The organism is Pseudomonas sp. MPB03 (assembly GCF_046605385.1).
Taxonomy (GTDB): Bacteria; Pseudomonadota; Gammaproteobacteria; order Pseudomonadales; family Pseudomonadaceae; genus Aquipseudomonas; species Aquipseudomonas zanjanensis.
The window spans coordinates 5707707-5721941 of sequence record NZ_CP176770.1 but is presented as its reverse complement, the minus strand read 5'-3'; the positions used below and the strand labels follow the sequence as shown (position 1 = coordinate 5721941).

The 14235-nt window shown below is 61.4% G+C and carries 13 protein-coding genes; 7 read left to right on the top strand and 6 right to left on the bottom strand.

The window, feature by feature from the left end; translation table 11 throughout:
* The first annotated feature begins 3 nt into the window (after positions 1–3).
* The 3 genes from ACLH0I_RS24875 to ACLH0I_RS24865 are packed head-to-tail and all read left to right on the top strand — an operon-like array spanning position 4 to position 3569.
* A complete protein-coding gene (locus ACLH0I_RS24875; RefSeq protein WP_186729802.1) occupies positions 4–663 on the top strand; it encodes a paraquat-inducible protein A in 660 nt (219 codons plus the stop codon).
* Entirely contained in the window at positions 650–1273 is a 624-nt protein-coding gene (locus ACLH0I_RS24870) for a paraquat-inducible protein A (RefSeq protein WP_250965041.1), read from the top strand. The genes ACLH0I_RS24875 and ACLH0I_RS24870 overlap by 14 nt, the downstream gene beginning before the upstream one ends.
* Positions 1266–3569: a PqiB family protein gene (locus tag ACLH0I_RS24865; RefSeq protein WP_186729801.1), complete on the top strand. Its 2304-nt coding sequence runs from the start codon at positions 1266–1268 to the stop codon at positions 3567–3569. Before ACLH0I_RS24870 ends, ACLH0I_RS24865 begins: the two co-directional genes overlap by 8 nt.
* Positions 3570–3686: 117 nt before the next feature.
* Here ACLH0I_RS24865 and mksF read toward each other — a convergent pair whose 3' ends face one another.
* Genes mksF through mksB form a run of 3 tightly spaced genes read right to left on the bottom strand, consistent with a single transcriptional unit; the run spans position 3687 to position 8495 of the window.
* Positions 3687–6527: an Mks condensin complex protein MksF gene (gene mksF / locus ACLH0I_RS24860; protein WP_411385638.1), complete on the bottom strand. Its 2841-nt coding sequence runs from the start codon at positions 6525–6527 to the stop codon at positions 3687–3689.
* Positions 6524–7225, bottom strand: a complete 702-nt coding sequence (mksE, locus tag ACLH0I_RS24855) for an Mks condensin complex protein MksE (RefSeq protein WP_014340217.1) — start codon at positions 7223–7225, stop codon at positions 6524–6526. Before mksE ends, mksF begins: the two co-directional genes overlap by 4 nt.
* Entirely contained in the window at positions 7215–8495 is a 1281-nt protein-coding gene (mksB, locus tag ACLH0I_RS24850) for an Mks condensin complex protein MksB (protein ID WP_411385637.1), read from the bottom strand. Before mksB ends, mksE begins: the two co-directional genes overlap by 11 nt.
* Positions 8496–8675: 180 nt before the next feature.
* On the opposite strand from mksB, the gene ACLH0I_RS24845 reads away from it, so the two are divergent.
* A complete protein-coding gene (locus tag ACLH0I_RS24845; RefSeq protein ID WP_250965036.1) occupies positions 8676–9455 on the top strand; it encodes an energy transducer TonB in 780 nt (259 codons plus the stop codon).
* Positions 9448–9900, top strand: coding sequence for a ribosomal protein S18-alanine N-acetyltransferase (gene rimI, locus ACLH0I_RS24840; RefSeq protein WP_250965035.1), 453 nt, complete (start codon positions 9448–9450; stop codon positions 9898–9900). The genes ACLH0I_RS24845 and rimI overlap by 8 nt, the downstream gene beginning before the upstream one ends.
* Before the next feature lie 112 nt (positions 9901–10012).
* Here rimI and ACLH0I_RS24835 read toward each other — a convergent pair whose 3' ends face one another.
* Positions 10013–10417, bottom strand: coding sequence for a serine kinase/phosphatase (locus tag ACLH0I_RS24835; protein ID WP_411385636.1), 405 nt, complete (start codon positions 10415–10417; stop codon positions 10013–10015).
* Here ACLH0I_RS24835 and ACLH0I_RS24830 point away from each other — a divergent pair.
* Positions 10416–10544: a hypothetical protein gene (locus ACLH0I_RS24830; protein WP_284739223.1), complete on the top strand. Its 129-nt coding sequence runs from the start codon at positions 10416–10418 to the stop codon at positions 10542–10544. The genes ACLH0I_RS24835 and ACLH0I_RS24830 overlap by 2 nt on opposite strands.
* A gap of 5 nt (positions 10545–10549) precedes the next feature.
* A complete protein-coding gene (gene can, locus ACLH0I_RS24825) occupies positions 10550–11194 on the top strand; it encodes a carbonate dehydratase (protein ID WP_003185433.1) in 645 nt (214 codons plus the stop codon).
* 178 nt (positions 11195–11372) lie between these two features.
* On the opposite strand, the gene ACLH0I_RS24820 is transcribed toward can, so the two are convergent.
* The gene (locus ACLH0I_RS24820; RefSeq protein ID WP_411385635.1) at positions 11373–12533 is read right to left on the bottom strand and encodes a hypothetical protein; all 1161 of its coding nucleotides are present in this window, start codon (positions 12531–12533) and stop codon (positions 11373–11375) included.
* A 113-nt stretch (positions 12534–12646) separates the two neighbouring features.
* Positions 12647–14065, bottom strand: coding sequence for a short-chain fatty acid transporter (locus tag ACLH0I_RS24815; protein WP_053125223.1), 1419 nt, complete (start codon positions 14063–14065; stop codon positions 12647–12649).
* Positions 14066–14235 lie beyond the last annotated feature (170 nt).

Genomic DNA, 14235 nt, shown 5'->3' with positions numbered 1-14235 from the left:
TTTATGCCCGATCCGTCAGACACTGATAGGTTGTCAGATCTACCCCTGAGCGATCTGGTGGCGTGTCATGAGTGCGACCTGTTGATGCGCAAGCCCCAACTGGCCCATGGCGAAAAAGCCGAGTGCCCCCGCTGTGGTTATGAGCTGTATGCCCACAGACACAATGTAGTCGAACGCAGCCTTGCCTTGGTGATCGCTGCCTTGCTGTTATTTGTGCCGGCCAACTTCTTACCCATCATGCAACTCAATCTGCTCGGGCAGTCCTCCCAGGACACCGTTTGGAGCGGAGTAGTGGGTCTGTTCGATACCGGCATGCAAGGCGTCTCGGTCGTCGTGTTCCTGTGCAGCATGGGCATTCCACTGCTCAAGTTGCTTTGTCAGTTGGCGGTATTGCTGACCATTCGCTTGGATATTGGCCGTAGCTACGGTTTGTTGCTGTACCGCATTTATCACCATCTACGGGATTGGGGGATGCTCGAGGTTTACCTCATGGGCGTGTTGGTGGCCATCGTCAAGTTGGCAGACATGGCGGCCATCACCGTAGGCCTTGGTTTGGTGTGCTTCATCAGTTTGTTACTTGTTCAGGTCTGGCTGGAGGTGGTGATGTCACCGCATCAGATCTGGCAGGCGTTATCAGGAGAAGATGCCCATGCGGGCGATTGATGCCGGCATTCTGGTTTGTACGGAATGCCATGAGTTGAATCGGCAAGACGCCGAAACCGACAACCAAACCTGTACTCGCTGCGGCGCACGGGTCCATCCCCGTCGCCCGAACAGCTTGGTGCGGACCTGGGCGTTGTTGATCACTGCCGCGATTCTTTATATCCCGGCCAATATGCTGCCGATCATGACCATCAACTCATTGGGCCAAGGCGCTCCGAGCACCATCATGGCCGGTGTCATTGAGTTGGTTCAGCACGGCATGATCCCTATCGCCGCCGTGGTGTTCATCGCCAGTATCCTCGTGCCCACCTTCAAACTGGTGGGCATCGCCTTGTTACTGTTTTCCGTACAGCGGCACCAGCCCATGTCGGCGCGGCAACGCATCCTGATGTACCGTTTCATCGAGTTCATTGGGCGTTGGTCGATGCTGGATATTTTCGTGATCGCCATCCTGGTGGCGGTGGTGAATTTTGGACGACTCGCCAGTGTCGAAGCCGGTCTCGGTGCGATTGCTTTCGCCAGCGTAGTGATTTTGACAATGATTGCCGCAGTAACCTTCGATCCCCGACTGATTTGGGATAACACGGAGTCGGATAACGACCATGACTGATTTGCCTACCGCTAAAACCCGACCGGCTTCGAACTGGTCGGCCATCTGGGTCCTGCCGCTGATTGCGTTGATCATCGGCGGCTGGCTCGGCTGGCGGGCTTATAACGAGACCGGAATCGAAATCAATGTGCGCTTTGAGAGCGGTGAAGGGATTCAGGTCAACAAGACCGAGGTCGTCTACAAAGGTATGACGGTTGGCAAAGTCAAAGACCTCACGCTCGATGATGAAGGCAGCTCGAAGGGCGTTATCGCAACCATCGAGATGAACAAGGATGTCGGGCAGTACCTCAAGAGCGGAACACGTTTCTGGCTGGTCAAGCCGAGCGTGAGCCTGGCCGGGATCACTGGCCTGGAAACCCTGGTATCGGGCAACTACGTGGCGATCAGTCCGGGTGAAGGCGAGTCGACCCGTAAATTCAAAGCCTTGGTCGAAGAGCCGCCGCTGTCGGATTCCAAGCCGGGTTTGCACCTGACTGTGAAGGCTGAGCGCTTGGGGTCGCTGGACCGCGGCAGTCCGGTTTTCTACAAGCAGATCCAGGTTGGCCAGGTGAAAAGCTACCTGTTGTCCGAAGACCAGCGCACTGTTGAAATCAAGATCTTCATCGAGCCGACCTACGCCAGCCTGGTGCGTAAACACACGCGTTTCTGGAACGCCAGTGGCATCAGCATCGATGCCAACCTCTCGGGCGTCAAAGTGCGCAGTGAGTCCCTGGCCAGCATCGTGGCCGGAGGCATCGCCTTCGCCACGCCGGAAAGCCGCAAGGACAGTCCGCCGACGGATCCAAGCCTGCCCTTCCGCCTTTACGAAGACTTCGATGCAGCGGCAGCGGGCATTCGCGTGAAGGTCAAGCTCAGCGACTTCGAAGGCTTGCAGGCCGGTCGCACACCTGTGATGTACAAAGGCATTCAGGTCGGCAGTCTGAAGACCCTCAAGGTCGATCCGGATCTGGCCAGTGCCACGGCCGAACTGACCCTGGACCCGTTGGCCGAAGATTACCTGGTGACCGGCACGCAGTTCTGGGTCGTCAAGCCGTCGATCTCCCTGGCGGGTATCACCGGCCTGGAAGCCTTGGTCAAGGGCAACTACATTGCCGTGCGGCCGGGTGACAAGGGTGGCGCGCCGCAGCGCGAGTACGAAGCCCGGGCCAAGGCGCCACCGCTGGACTTGCGTTCACCGGGCCTGCATTTGGTCCTGCTGACCGAAAACCTCGGTTCCCTGGAAGTCGGCAGTCCGATTCTCTACAAGCAGGTCAAGGTCGGCTCGGTGCAGAGCTACCAGTTTTCTCGCAAAAAGAAGCAACTGATCATTGGTGTACACATCGAGAAGGAATATGAAGGGCTGGTCAACGGCTCGACACGGTTCTGGAACGCCAGTGGCATCACGCTCACGGGCGGTTTGACAGGGGGGATCCAGGTCAAGAGCGAGTCCTTGCAAAGCCTGATGGCCGGCGGGATTGCCTTCGAAACGCCGGAACCCAATGTGCCGCTGAAAAGACGCATTCCGCGTTTCCGGCTGTTTGCCGATCACGAAGCCGCACAACAGCGCGGCACCGTGGTGACGATCAAGGTCGACCGCGCCGATGGCTTGCGCAGTGGTACGCCGATCCGTTTCAAAGGGTTGGACGTCGGCAAGATCGAAGGTGTCGATCTCAGCGCCGACATGCAATCGGTGTTGCTCACTGCGCGTATCACCGAAGTGCCTGAGCGCATCGCCCGGGTCGGGTCCCAGTTCTGGGTGGTCAAGCCTGAGTTGGGGTTGATGAAGACCTCCAACCTGGAGACGCTGGTCACAGGCCAATACGTTGAAGTGCAGCCTTCGGTGAAAAACCTTGGGCCGCAGAAAAGCTTCGTGGCCCTGGCCAACCCGCCGGAAAGCGCGATACCCGAAGCCGGTCTCAGCCTGGTGCTGAGCGCGGCCCGCCGTGGTTCGTTGAAGATCGGCGTGCCGGTCACCTATCGGGAAATCACGGTGGGCAAGGTCACAGGTTATGAGCTCGGCCAGACGGCGGACCGGGTGCTGATCCATATCCTGATCGAGCCCAAGTATGCACCGCTGGTGCGCAGCGGCAGCCGCTTCTGGAATAGCAGTGGCTTCGGTCTGGACTTCGGTCTGTTCAAGGGCGCGACGGTGCGAACCGAGTCCCTTGAAACCTTGATCCAGGGCGGTATTGCGTTCGCTACGCCGGATGGTGAGCGGATGGGCAACCCGGCGCGACCGGAGCAAACCTTCCCGTTGTTCGACAAGTTTGAAGATGAATGGCTGACCTGGGCGCCGAAGATCAGTCTCGGCAAGTAAGCTATTTGGATGTGATGCCTGTGGCGAGGGAGCAAGCTCCCTCGCCACAGAATATGCGATAACAAAAAAGGCCGCGATCCAAGGGATCGCGGCCTTTTTCACATCCAGAGATTCACATCACACCGAATCCAGCTCCGGCTCATCGGCCTGGACATTTACCGTGGCCTTCACCGCATCGTGACGACGGATGTATTTCCAGTCCGCTTCGTCGATGTAAATGCCGTTCGGGCCGCTGCCGCCTTCCAGGTCGATGGCGACACTGGCGCAGACTTGCGGCTTCACACTGGCGAGGATCGGCACGAAGCCCAGTTGCAGACTGGTTTCCAGCAGTGCGGCCTGGTTTTTCTCGTCGATGTCCGCCGCTTCGTCCAGGTAGTACGGCAGGCGCACGCGACCGGCCTGTTCGCGGTCCATCAGGTGCAGCAACAAGTACATGTTGGTCAGCGCCTTGATGGTCATGGTGGTGCCGTTGGACGCCGCACCGTCGATGTCGGTGTGAATCACCGGCTGGCCGTTGACCTTGGTGATCTCGAACGCCAGTTCGAACAGGTCCTTGAGGCCGAGCTGGTTGTGGTTCGCCGCCACCAGCCGCGCCAGGTATTCCTTGGCTTCTTCGTTCTTGTTGTCCTGCTCGGCGCTCTGGCTGAGATCGAACACCGACAGCGTCTCGCCTTCTTCGTACTGGCCGGCGCTGTGGATGATCTGGTCGATGTGCTTGAGCGCTTCCTTGTTCGGCGCCAGGACGATACGGAAGCTCTGCAGGTTGGACACCTGGCGCTTGTTGATCTCGCGGTTGAACAGCGCCAGTTGATGCTCGAGGCTGTCGTAGTCGCTGCGGATGTTGCGCAAGGTCCGGGCGATATCGGTCACGGCAGCACGACGCGCCTTGCCCAGGGTCAGGGCCTCGTCGGTGCGGTGGGCGTAGGCGTTGATCAGCAGCTGCAGGCGCCGCTCCATGTCGTCTTCGCTGTCGAACTTGGCCACGCCCTTGAGGCGCACTTGGGCATACAGCGCTTCGATCTGGCCGTCGACCCGCAGCAGTCCTTGCCAGCTGTCCTGGTAATCGTTGAGCAGCGGCAGCAGGTTGTCCATGGAGTCATCGACTGGGTCCATGAACGGCGTGCCGAACGGCAGGTCCGCCGGCAGCAATTGACGACGGCGCAGGGCGTCGTCGAGGGTGCGCTGCTTGGCTTCCATGTCGGCGATCTGCCGGCCCACCAGTTGCAACTTGGCGGACAGCTGCTGGACGCGTTCGGTGAACGCATCGCTGGAGCGCTTGAGTTCGTCCTGGGCGGCTTCCATCTGCGCCAGTTGCTCGAGTTTCTCGCCTTCCTCTGCGCTCAAGGTCTGGGTGCGACGGAAATCTTCCAGGGCTTTCTGTGCGTCCAGGACCTGCTGGTACAGCGCCTCGGTCTGGGTCTTGCTCGCGGCGCGGTCGGCGGCCACGGCTTGCTGGGTCTTGAGCTGCTTGAGCTCTTTTTCCAAGCGTTCTTTCTGGTCCCGCAGTGCGGCACGGTCGGCCAGGGCTTGCAGGGCCGGCGGCTCGATGTGGGACAGGTCGATGGACAGGCCCGGCACTTCGAAACGCTCGCCCTTGAAGCCGTCGAGGATCAGCTCCATGGATTTGACCCACTCGCCGTTCTCGTCCAGCGCGATGCCGTGCTCGCCCAGCGGCAGGCTGAACAGGGCGCTGTTGAACAAGCGCATCAGGCGTTCCACGTCCTGCTGGGAGAACTCTTCCCGCAGGCGGGCATAGCTGTTGTTGTCGGCGTGATCGAGTTGCTGCTTGACCGACTTCAGGCGCTTTTCCAGGTCGCGCAGACGTTCTTCCAAGTCTTCGGCGCTGAACTGCCGGGACTGGGCCAGGGCGCCGGCCAGTTCGTCGTGGGCGTCCTTGGCGGCGAGCAGTTGTTGCTCCAGGACCTTGACGTCATCCACCAGGGCAAAGCGGTTCTTGAGCACCGACAGCTCGCCGATCCAGCGCTGGATACCGCTGATTTCCCGTTCCAGGCGCATCAGTTCCTGGGTGCCGCCGCGCTGGTCGTTCTGCAGCGAATCCTGCTCGTTGCGGTAGTGTTCGGCCTGGATGGTCAGCTCTTCCTTGCGCGCGCTGGCGTAGTCCGACCAGGTGCCCAGCAGCGAGTCGAGCAACGGCGAGAGGCGATGCAATTTGCCGCGCAGGATGTCGCGCTGCTTCACGCCATTGGCCAGGGCTTCCACCAGCGGACCGGCTGCCACCAGGGAGTTGTAGTCCTGCTCCATGCGTCGTACATCGCGGAAGGCTTCTTCGCACGCGGCGATGTAGTCCACGCTGCCGGAGCGCAGGCTGTGTTCGAACGCATCGAGGAACAGTTGCTTGAGCTTGGCCGCGGTGATTTCGCGCATGTGCAGCAGGTTGATAAACAGCGCGCGGAAGGTCTTGAGGCTTTGCTCGCTGGTGGAGCGCAGCGGGATCAGCGTCAGGTCCAGCGGGATCGAGGTGTGACCACCCACCAGCAGGCGGCGCAGTTCATCCGGCTTGAGTTCGTAGGCTTTCAGGCCTTCGCGCTCCAGGTTGGTGAACAGCTCTTTCTGGCGCAGGCAGGTGTCATTTTTCTGATAGTGGGCCAGGTCCAGTTTGCCGGCATAGGCAAAGAACTGGTGACCGAAACCACCGCCAGGGCCGCGCCCGACCACGCCAATCACGTGTGGACCGTGGGGCAGGGCGACTTCAACCAGGATGTAGCTGGTGTCTGAGGCAAAGTAGAAACGCCGGGATTGTTCCAGGCTGTACTTGCCGAAGCTCATGTCCGACATGCGCGCCAGGATCGGGAACTGCAAGGCGTTGATCGAGGCGGATTTACCCAGGTTGTTCGCGCCATACACCGACAGCGGTTCTTCCAGGGGGAACAAGCCCAGGCTGTAGCCGGCGGTGTTCAAAAGGGCAAAGCGGCGGATGCCGTAGCGTTCCTTGCTCATGCGTCGGTCTCCTGTTCTTCGGCAATGGCGCGGGCCAGTGCGTCTTCTTCGCTTTCGCCTTCGAATTCGCTGAGGTCCAGCGGATCATCGGTCTGCAGCAGTTTTTCGTCGCTGTCTTCATCGATCAATACCGGTGCCGGTAGCGGCAGCACGCTGTGCAGGCTGGCGGCGAGGTCGCGGTCCTGCTGGACGGACAGGCAGACATCAAGGAAGCGATGCATCGGCGGCAGGAAGCGGTACACGCCGTTTTCTTCGCTGGCAAAACCCAGTTGGGTCATGCGGCGCATGATTTTTTCTTCCAGCTCTTCCTGGGTCTGTACTTCGGCCTGGATGAACAGGTCGCGGTATTTCTCCAGCAATGAAGGCAGCTCATCGCGGCCCAGGCTACCGCCATCGAGCACGGCGATGGGGTCGCGGCCCTGGTCGGCCAGGTGCTCGACCAGGATGAACGTGAACAGGGCCAGGCGCTGGGCGGTCTTGTTCACCGCGGCGGCGGCCAGGTCCGGCACGAAGTAGTAGAAGCCACGGGTGTCGCAGACCAGTTCGAAGCCCAGGGCCTTGAACAGCGTGCGGTACTGGTCCTGGAAGTTCGACAACTGCGCGTACAGTTCCGGGTCGCGGCGGCTGACGTGGTAACCCTTGAACAGCTCGCGGAAGATCGGCGCCAGCTGGGACAGTTCGGATAGATCAAGATGCATGGGGGATGCTCGCAGAATCCTCGGCGGCGGTGTCGCCGGCCGAGAGCAGGGCGAAGGAGCGCAGGCTGACCTGATGCTCGTGAGTGTGGTATTCGCGGCGTTCCAGACGCTCGCGCTTGAAACGTTTTTCCCGCGACAGGCGCGAGAACCAGTACAGCAATTCGTCGGTGGCGCCGTCCGGCTCCTGCTCCAGCAGCCAGGTCATCAAGTCCGGCATCGGCAGGGCGTCTTCGCAGCGCTCGACCATCTCGCGCACGGTGCGCGGCGCACGTGGTGCTTCGCCGCCCTTGTGGGTCTTGTGGGACTTGGGGAAACGCGCCGGTTTCGGTTCGAAGCGGGCCAGGGCATAGACGTAGGCTTCAACCTGGCTGGCGCTGCCCAGGAAGGTGCTTTGCGGCCGGGTGAACAGCGGCATGGCCGCTTGCGGCACAGCGTCAATGCCTTTGCGGCGAATGGCCGCCAGGGCCAGCGCCGCGCCACGGGTCACGGCGTTATGGCGGCGGGCCTCTTCGCGCAACGGCAAAAGCAGTTCCCGGGCGTGGCGCAGGGTCAGCTGGGCGCTGGTCTGCATCTCCAGGATGCGCGCGTGGGTGCGCAGCAGCATGTCGTCGTCCACCAGATGGCCGAGGCGCTGCTGTTCGGTGAGCATGCGCAACAGCACGTTCTCGACCTTGCGCACGCCTTGCTCGAACGCGCCATCAGCGTTCACCAACTGGATCATCGGCTCGACGTATTCGTCCCAGGTCGCCAGCACTTCGGCATAGCGCTGGCGCAGCGGGATCTGCCGGTCACTGGTCTTGGCCCGTTCGGCGACGGCCACCAGCGCCTGTTCGTCGTTGGCCAGTTTCTTCAGGACGTCGCGCACGCGCATGTCCAGCAGGCGCAACTGGCGGGCCAGGTCGTTGCCGTCGCGCACATCGAAGGCATCCTGGATGTAGCCGGCCAGGCGTTCGAGGTGACGCAGGTAGGCTTCGATCTCCAGGCACAGGCCCAGGCGGTGCTCGCGGCGCAGGTAGGCGAGGAAGTCATGGATCTGGGCGTTGAGCTCGAAGCGGTTCGGGCTTTTCGCCACCGGTACGAGGATGTCCAGGCGGATCCACACGTCCAGCAGGTTGGTGATGTCCTGGGGCGTGCTGTCCAGTTGTTGGGCGGCCAGCTGTGAACGCAATTCGTTGAGGCTCAGGGTGCCCTGGTCGAAGTGCTCGCACAAAGGTTCCAGCAATGCCCAGTGTTCGGCGAGGGCGCGCAAGACGCGCTTGGGTTCGATCATCGCAATGGCCGTCGGGTTGGCAATTAAAAGCGGCGATTGTACTGCATCGGGCCGGTTGCGATTCACCCCTTGGACGGACTGTCGCTCCCTATTGATCGATAATTGACTCACAGGGCAGCGATCCGCGTCGAAGGGCGGTAGAATCGCTTCCACTTTCAGTTATCCACAAGTGGCCGACCCTTGCTTATCGAGTCCCGTCGCCGCGCCTATCTGACCGCCATGCAGGTGGTCAACTGGCTGCCGCGTACCGAATTGCCGTTCGCCGCCCCGTCGCGGCCCGAGCTGTTGGAAACGCCCGAGCCCGAGTACGTCGCGCCGGTCGTGACGGCGCCTGTGGCCAAGACGGTCGCCGAGGCGCCAGCCGCCGCACCCGAGCGGCCCAAGATCGAAGTGCCGCGCCCGAGCCTGGCCTCGACCCGCACCAATGCCAAACCGGTGGAAGAGGTGGTCGAGGCGCCGCCCAAGGCCCCCTATGTCGCCCCGCCGCGTTTCGCCCTGCAACTGCTGCGGGCCGGGCGTTGCCTGCTGTTGGTGGAGTTGCCCACGGGCGAGCCGTTTCAAAGTCGCGATCCGGCCTACCTGCTGCTCAAGGACATGCTGCGCGCCGCCGGTCTGCCGGACAGCCCGCAGATCATTGGCGAACCGGTGCGTTGGCCGCTGTTGTCGCGAGGCACCATGGACCAGGGGCCGGAAGCGGCGCGGGATTTCGTCCAAGGCTTCGTTTCGGCGCGGCTCGAAGACGAGCCCTGCGTGTGCCTGTGGCTGATCGGCCTGCCGGCGGTGAAGTTTGCCGGCGAGGCGGATGCCGAGGCGTTCAATCGCGAACTGCAGGTCGAAGGCCTGGGCTCGGCCTGGGCGTTGCCCGGGCTGGAATTGTTAATGGAAACGCCACAGCGCAAGGCTGATGTCTGGCAAGCCATGCGCCGGCTGATGGCGCGCTGGAAAGAATCGAATGAGTGACGCTGTATCGTTCCGCCCGATGACCGAGGCGGACCTCGACGCTGTACTGAAAATCGAATACGCGGCCTACAGCCACCCCTGGACCCGCGGGATATTTCTCGACGGACTGGGCAAATACCAGATATGGCTGATGTTCGAAGGCCAGCAGCAAGTGGGCCATGGGGTGGTGCAGATCATCCTGGACGAGGCGCACCTGCTCAACATCACCGTCAAGCCGGAAAACCAGGGCCGTGGCCTGGGCTTGTGCCTGCTGGAACACCTGATGTCGATCGCTTACAAGGCCGAGGCCCGGGAATGTTTCCTGGAAGTGCGCGACAGCAATCGCACGGCGTTCCGGCTGTATGAGCGCTATGGCTTCAACGAAGTGGGCCGGCGCCGGGATTACTACCCGGCAGTGGGTGGGCGCGAGGATGCGGTGGTCATGGCATGTACCTTGGTGGACTGAACGGCCACGACCCCTTGTGGGAGCGAGCTTGCTCGCGAAGACGGCGGCACATTCGACATTGATGCAAGCTGATCCACCGCTATCGCGAGCGGGCTCGCTCCCACAGGGCGGGTCAGCGCTTGCCATCCAATGGATCGATATCGGCCATTTCCGCTTCATCCAGCCCATCGCCTCCGCCAATATCATTTTCATGCACGACGCTCAGGTCCCAATCCGCCTGCTCGTCGTCGCCGGCCTCGGAGGCGTCCCGGGCGCCGTCTTCGCGGATGAGGGTTTCCGGGCTCATGTCGTCATCGGTGGATTGATGGTCATCCGTCGAGGCGCCGGTCATGCCCGCTTCACGCACGCGCTCACGCGGCATCAGCTGTTCGCGTTCGCCTTGCGGCAATTCGTCGCCGATTTTCGCGCTGGGCTGTTCGTCGTCGAACTCCAACTCATGCATCGAGCCCATGCGATCCTCGTTGTCGTCGATGGGTTCCGGTTGCGTCGCATCGAAGGGGCGTCGTGAATCATTCATGGCAATTCCTCCTACTGTGGGCCTTACTGGTGTCGACCGGCAGCGCAGCCAGGAATTCCAATGCATCACCGACGTGACCCCGACCGGCGGTCGTCTGTCACAGTTGCGCACTCTCTATCGAGGCTAGACAGCATGAACGAATTACAAGATCTGATTGATAACAACGCGCGTTGGGCCGATGCGATCAAGCAGGAGGATCCTGACTTTTTCGCCAAGCTGGCTCGTCAGCAAACCCCGGAGTATCTGTGGATCGGCTGTTCCGATGCGCGGGTGCCGGCCAACGAGATCGTTGGCATGCTGCCGGGTGATCTGTTCGTGCACCGCAACGTGGCCAACGTGGTGCTGCATACCGACCTCAACTGCCTGTCGGTGATCCAGTACGCCGTGGACGTGCTCAAGGTCAAACACATCCTGGTCACCGGCCATTACGGCTGTGGCGGTGTGCGCGCCTCGATGCAGGACCGCCAATTGGGCCTGATCGACGGCTGGCTGCGCTCGATTCGCGACCTGTACTACGAGCATCGCGAGGCGTTGGGCCAGTTGCCGACCGAAGAGGAACGTGTGGATCGCCTGTGCGAACTCAACGTGATCCAGCAGGTCGCCAATGTCGGCCATACCAGCATCGTGCAGAACGCCTGGCACCGTGGGCAGAAACTGTCGATTCATGGCTGCATCTACGGCATCAAGGACGGACGCTGGAAGAGCCTGGACACCACGATCAGCGGTTTCGAGCAATTGCCGCCGCAGTATCGGCTGCGCCCGGTTGGCGCGCCCTGACTTAGGCTTGTCAGTCGCACTGACATTGACGACGCCAGTGCCGTAGAAATGTGGTGGTTGAAAGACGCTCTTGATAGCTTCGCCCAAGTCGGGGGGCGACATCTACTGTCGACTCTGACAGGAGCCAAAGGCGCTTTCCCGCGTTAGCGCAGGCTTACGCGGGAAAGCGCCTCAAGGTTTACACCGCCTCGGCAGGCAGCGGCATGGGCTCCTTCAATTGTGGAAGTTGCGACTTGATCGCCGGTGTTTCGCATTTCTTCGCCGCGTCTGCCTCGCTCAGTTTACGCACCGAGGTGTAGAACAACTCGCAGGTCTTTTCCTTTTCCGTGACCTGCCAGGTCTGCGTGCACTGGTTCAGCAGGGTGCTTGGGTCGGTGCCCGGCTTGCTGCCCATGCCGGCCTGCCAGCAGGCAGCACTCAAGTCCTGGCCCATGACTTTCAAGCCGGCGGCATCCGCCTTGGCTTCGTCACCGTCGTAGTTTTCCTTGTCAGCGGCGTACCAGATATAGCTCGGGTGGTTGGAACCCAGGACCGGCACCTTGACCCCCGCCGTCGGCGTGATGGTTGCCAGGCCGAGCACGCCTATGGTCTGGCCGTACTGGGTCTTGATCCAGTTCCGAACGGGCGCTCCGAAGGCCACCATCGGCAATGCGGCGCCGCTGGCGGTTTGGGTAACCTCTTTGACCATGGTGGTCTGGTAATCGTTGAAGTAGCTGTAGAGCCCCTCCAAGGTGCTGCCAGCATTGGACGGCGCCGCGATGGGCGCGATGTCGATGATGGTCTGGTAGGCGGGTGTGTTTGGCGCGGCGATGCCGTTGACGGTGAGCAGCGTGGCCCAGCGGTCGGTGGTGGCCGATTCCAAGTAATCCTGGGCCTGGGTCAGGGAGTAATCCGGCGGGAAGTGCAGTAACTCGACGCTCTTGCGGTTCTCCAAGGCCATGCCCAGCGGCAGGAACAGGTACCAGTTGTAGGACCATTTCTTGTCGTTGTTGAGTTTGGTTGCGCCGTTGTACGCCAGGTCCCCAGCGTCGAGTAGGGCCTTCAGCGGTTGGCCATAGCTTTTCGGCACGCCGCTGATGTTGGCGTAGACGGTGCCGTTATCGCTTTTGACGCTGACCTTGGCCGCGTCGTAGCCGTCGCGCTGGACACTTTGCGTCAGGTAATGCTCGACGGTCTGTTCCAGCGTCCAGTCGCGAAAACAAATGACGTTGCAGTTGTTGGGATAAGCGAAGAGACGGGTGACGCGTTCGGTGCTGCCAAGATTTACGTCGATGTCGGCGGCGTGGGCGGCGGCGCTCAGGGTGAGGGCGGCAAGGGGAAGTACAGCGAGTTTGAACATGCTCAGATCCTTTTCAGCGTGGGGGCCCCAGGAAAACAGGGTGTATCCATACTGAAACAGACCGAGCCGAAGAAGAAGTGGGCCGATGGAAATATCGGCCCTGTTTTGTGGCTTTATGGCATCACTGGCGGCAAATACGTCAATGTCGTCCCGAGCGCCCACAGCAGCGCCAGTACCAACGGCGTGTGCACCAGCAACTGTACAAAGGAAAACCCGATCAAGTCCCTGGCCTTCAGGCCCAACACCCCCAGCAACGGCAGCATGTAGAACGGGTTGATGAGGTTCGGCAGCGCTTCGGCGGCGTTATAGATCTGCACCGCCCAACCGAGGTGATAGTTCAGGTCGTTAGCCACTTGCATGACGTAGGGCGCCTCGATGATCCACTTGCCGCCACCGGAAGGAATGAAAAAGCCCAGCACCGCCGAATAGACGCCCATCAGCAAAGCGTACGTGTCATGGGAGGCGATCTGGACGAAAAAGGTCGAGATGTGGTGAGCCAGGGTCTGGGCATCGCTGCCTTTGACCGTGGTCAGCAGCGCGGCGATCGAGCCGTACAACGGGAACTGGATCAACACGCCCGTGGTGGTCGGCACCGCGCGGGCCACGGCGTCGAGAAAGCTGCGCGGCCGCCAGTGCAGCAAGGCGCCGAGCATGATGAACAGGAAGTTATAGGTGTTGAGCCCGGAAATGGCGCTGATCGCAGGCTTGGTCGAAAATTCATGGAACAGCCAGCCGGCGGCCAGTAGCACCAGGGCGATGGTCAGCAGTGGGCTGTGCTCCAGCCATTCTCCCGGGCGGGTACGGGGCTGCAATGCCGGCATGCTGAAACTCGGATCGATTCCACACGCGGCGGCATCACGGGCGCTGTTGGGGCCGGGAGCGGTGGCGTAGGCGACAATCAGCGAGATCACGATCAGCGCCAGCAGCATCACGCCGGACTGCCAGAGAAAAATGGTCTGGGTGAAAGGAATGACGCCGGTAATCGACAGGATCGAGGGTGGCAGGCTGGCCGGGTTGGCCTGTAATTGCGCCGCTGACGAAGACAGCCCCAGGGCCCATACCGCGCCGAGGCCCAGGTAAGCGGCGGCGCCGGCGGCGCGGTAATCCATCTTCAGGTCGGTGCGCCGGGCGAGGGCGCGCACCAGCAAACCGCCAAATACCAGCGACAGGCCCCAATTGAGCAACGACGCGACCATGGAAATCAGGGCCACCCACGCCACCGCAGAGCGACCGTTGGTCGGAATGCGCGCCAGGCGATCGATCAATTTGACGGCCGGCGGCGAGCTGGCCACCACGTAACCGCCAATCACCACGAAGGCCATTTGCATGGTGAACGGGATCAGGCTCCAGAAGCCGTCGCCGAACGCCATGGCCGCTGCCGTGGGCGTGGCACCGATGAATTGCGTCGCCACGGCGACCACCAGCACCGCCAGCGCGGCGAAGACCCAGGAGTCGGGAAACCAGCGCTCGGCGAAACTGGAACAGCGCAAGGCGAAGCGGGCGGAACGGCTGTCTTCGATGTCAGTGGTCACGGCAATTACCTCGTTTTTATGATTATGAATATTCAAGGCTGCTTCGAAAGCCAGGCGCAACAGTAGAACAATCCAGTGACCGTGGGAGGCTGATCGGGTTCGGCGGGCGACGGTATATTTTCAGTACCGGCTCGCGGCGCTCTTTAGAAAAAAAACGCCGGGCCGATGGC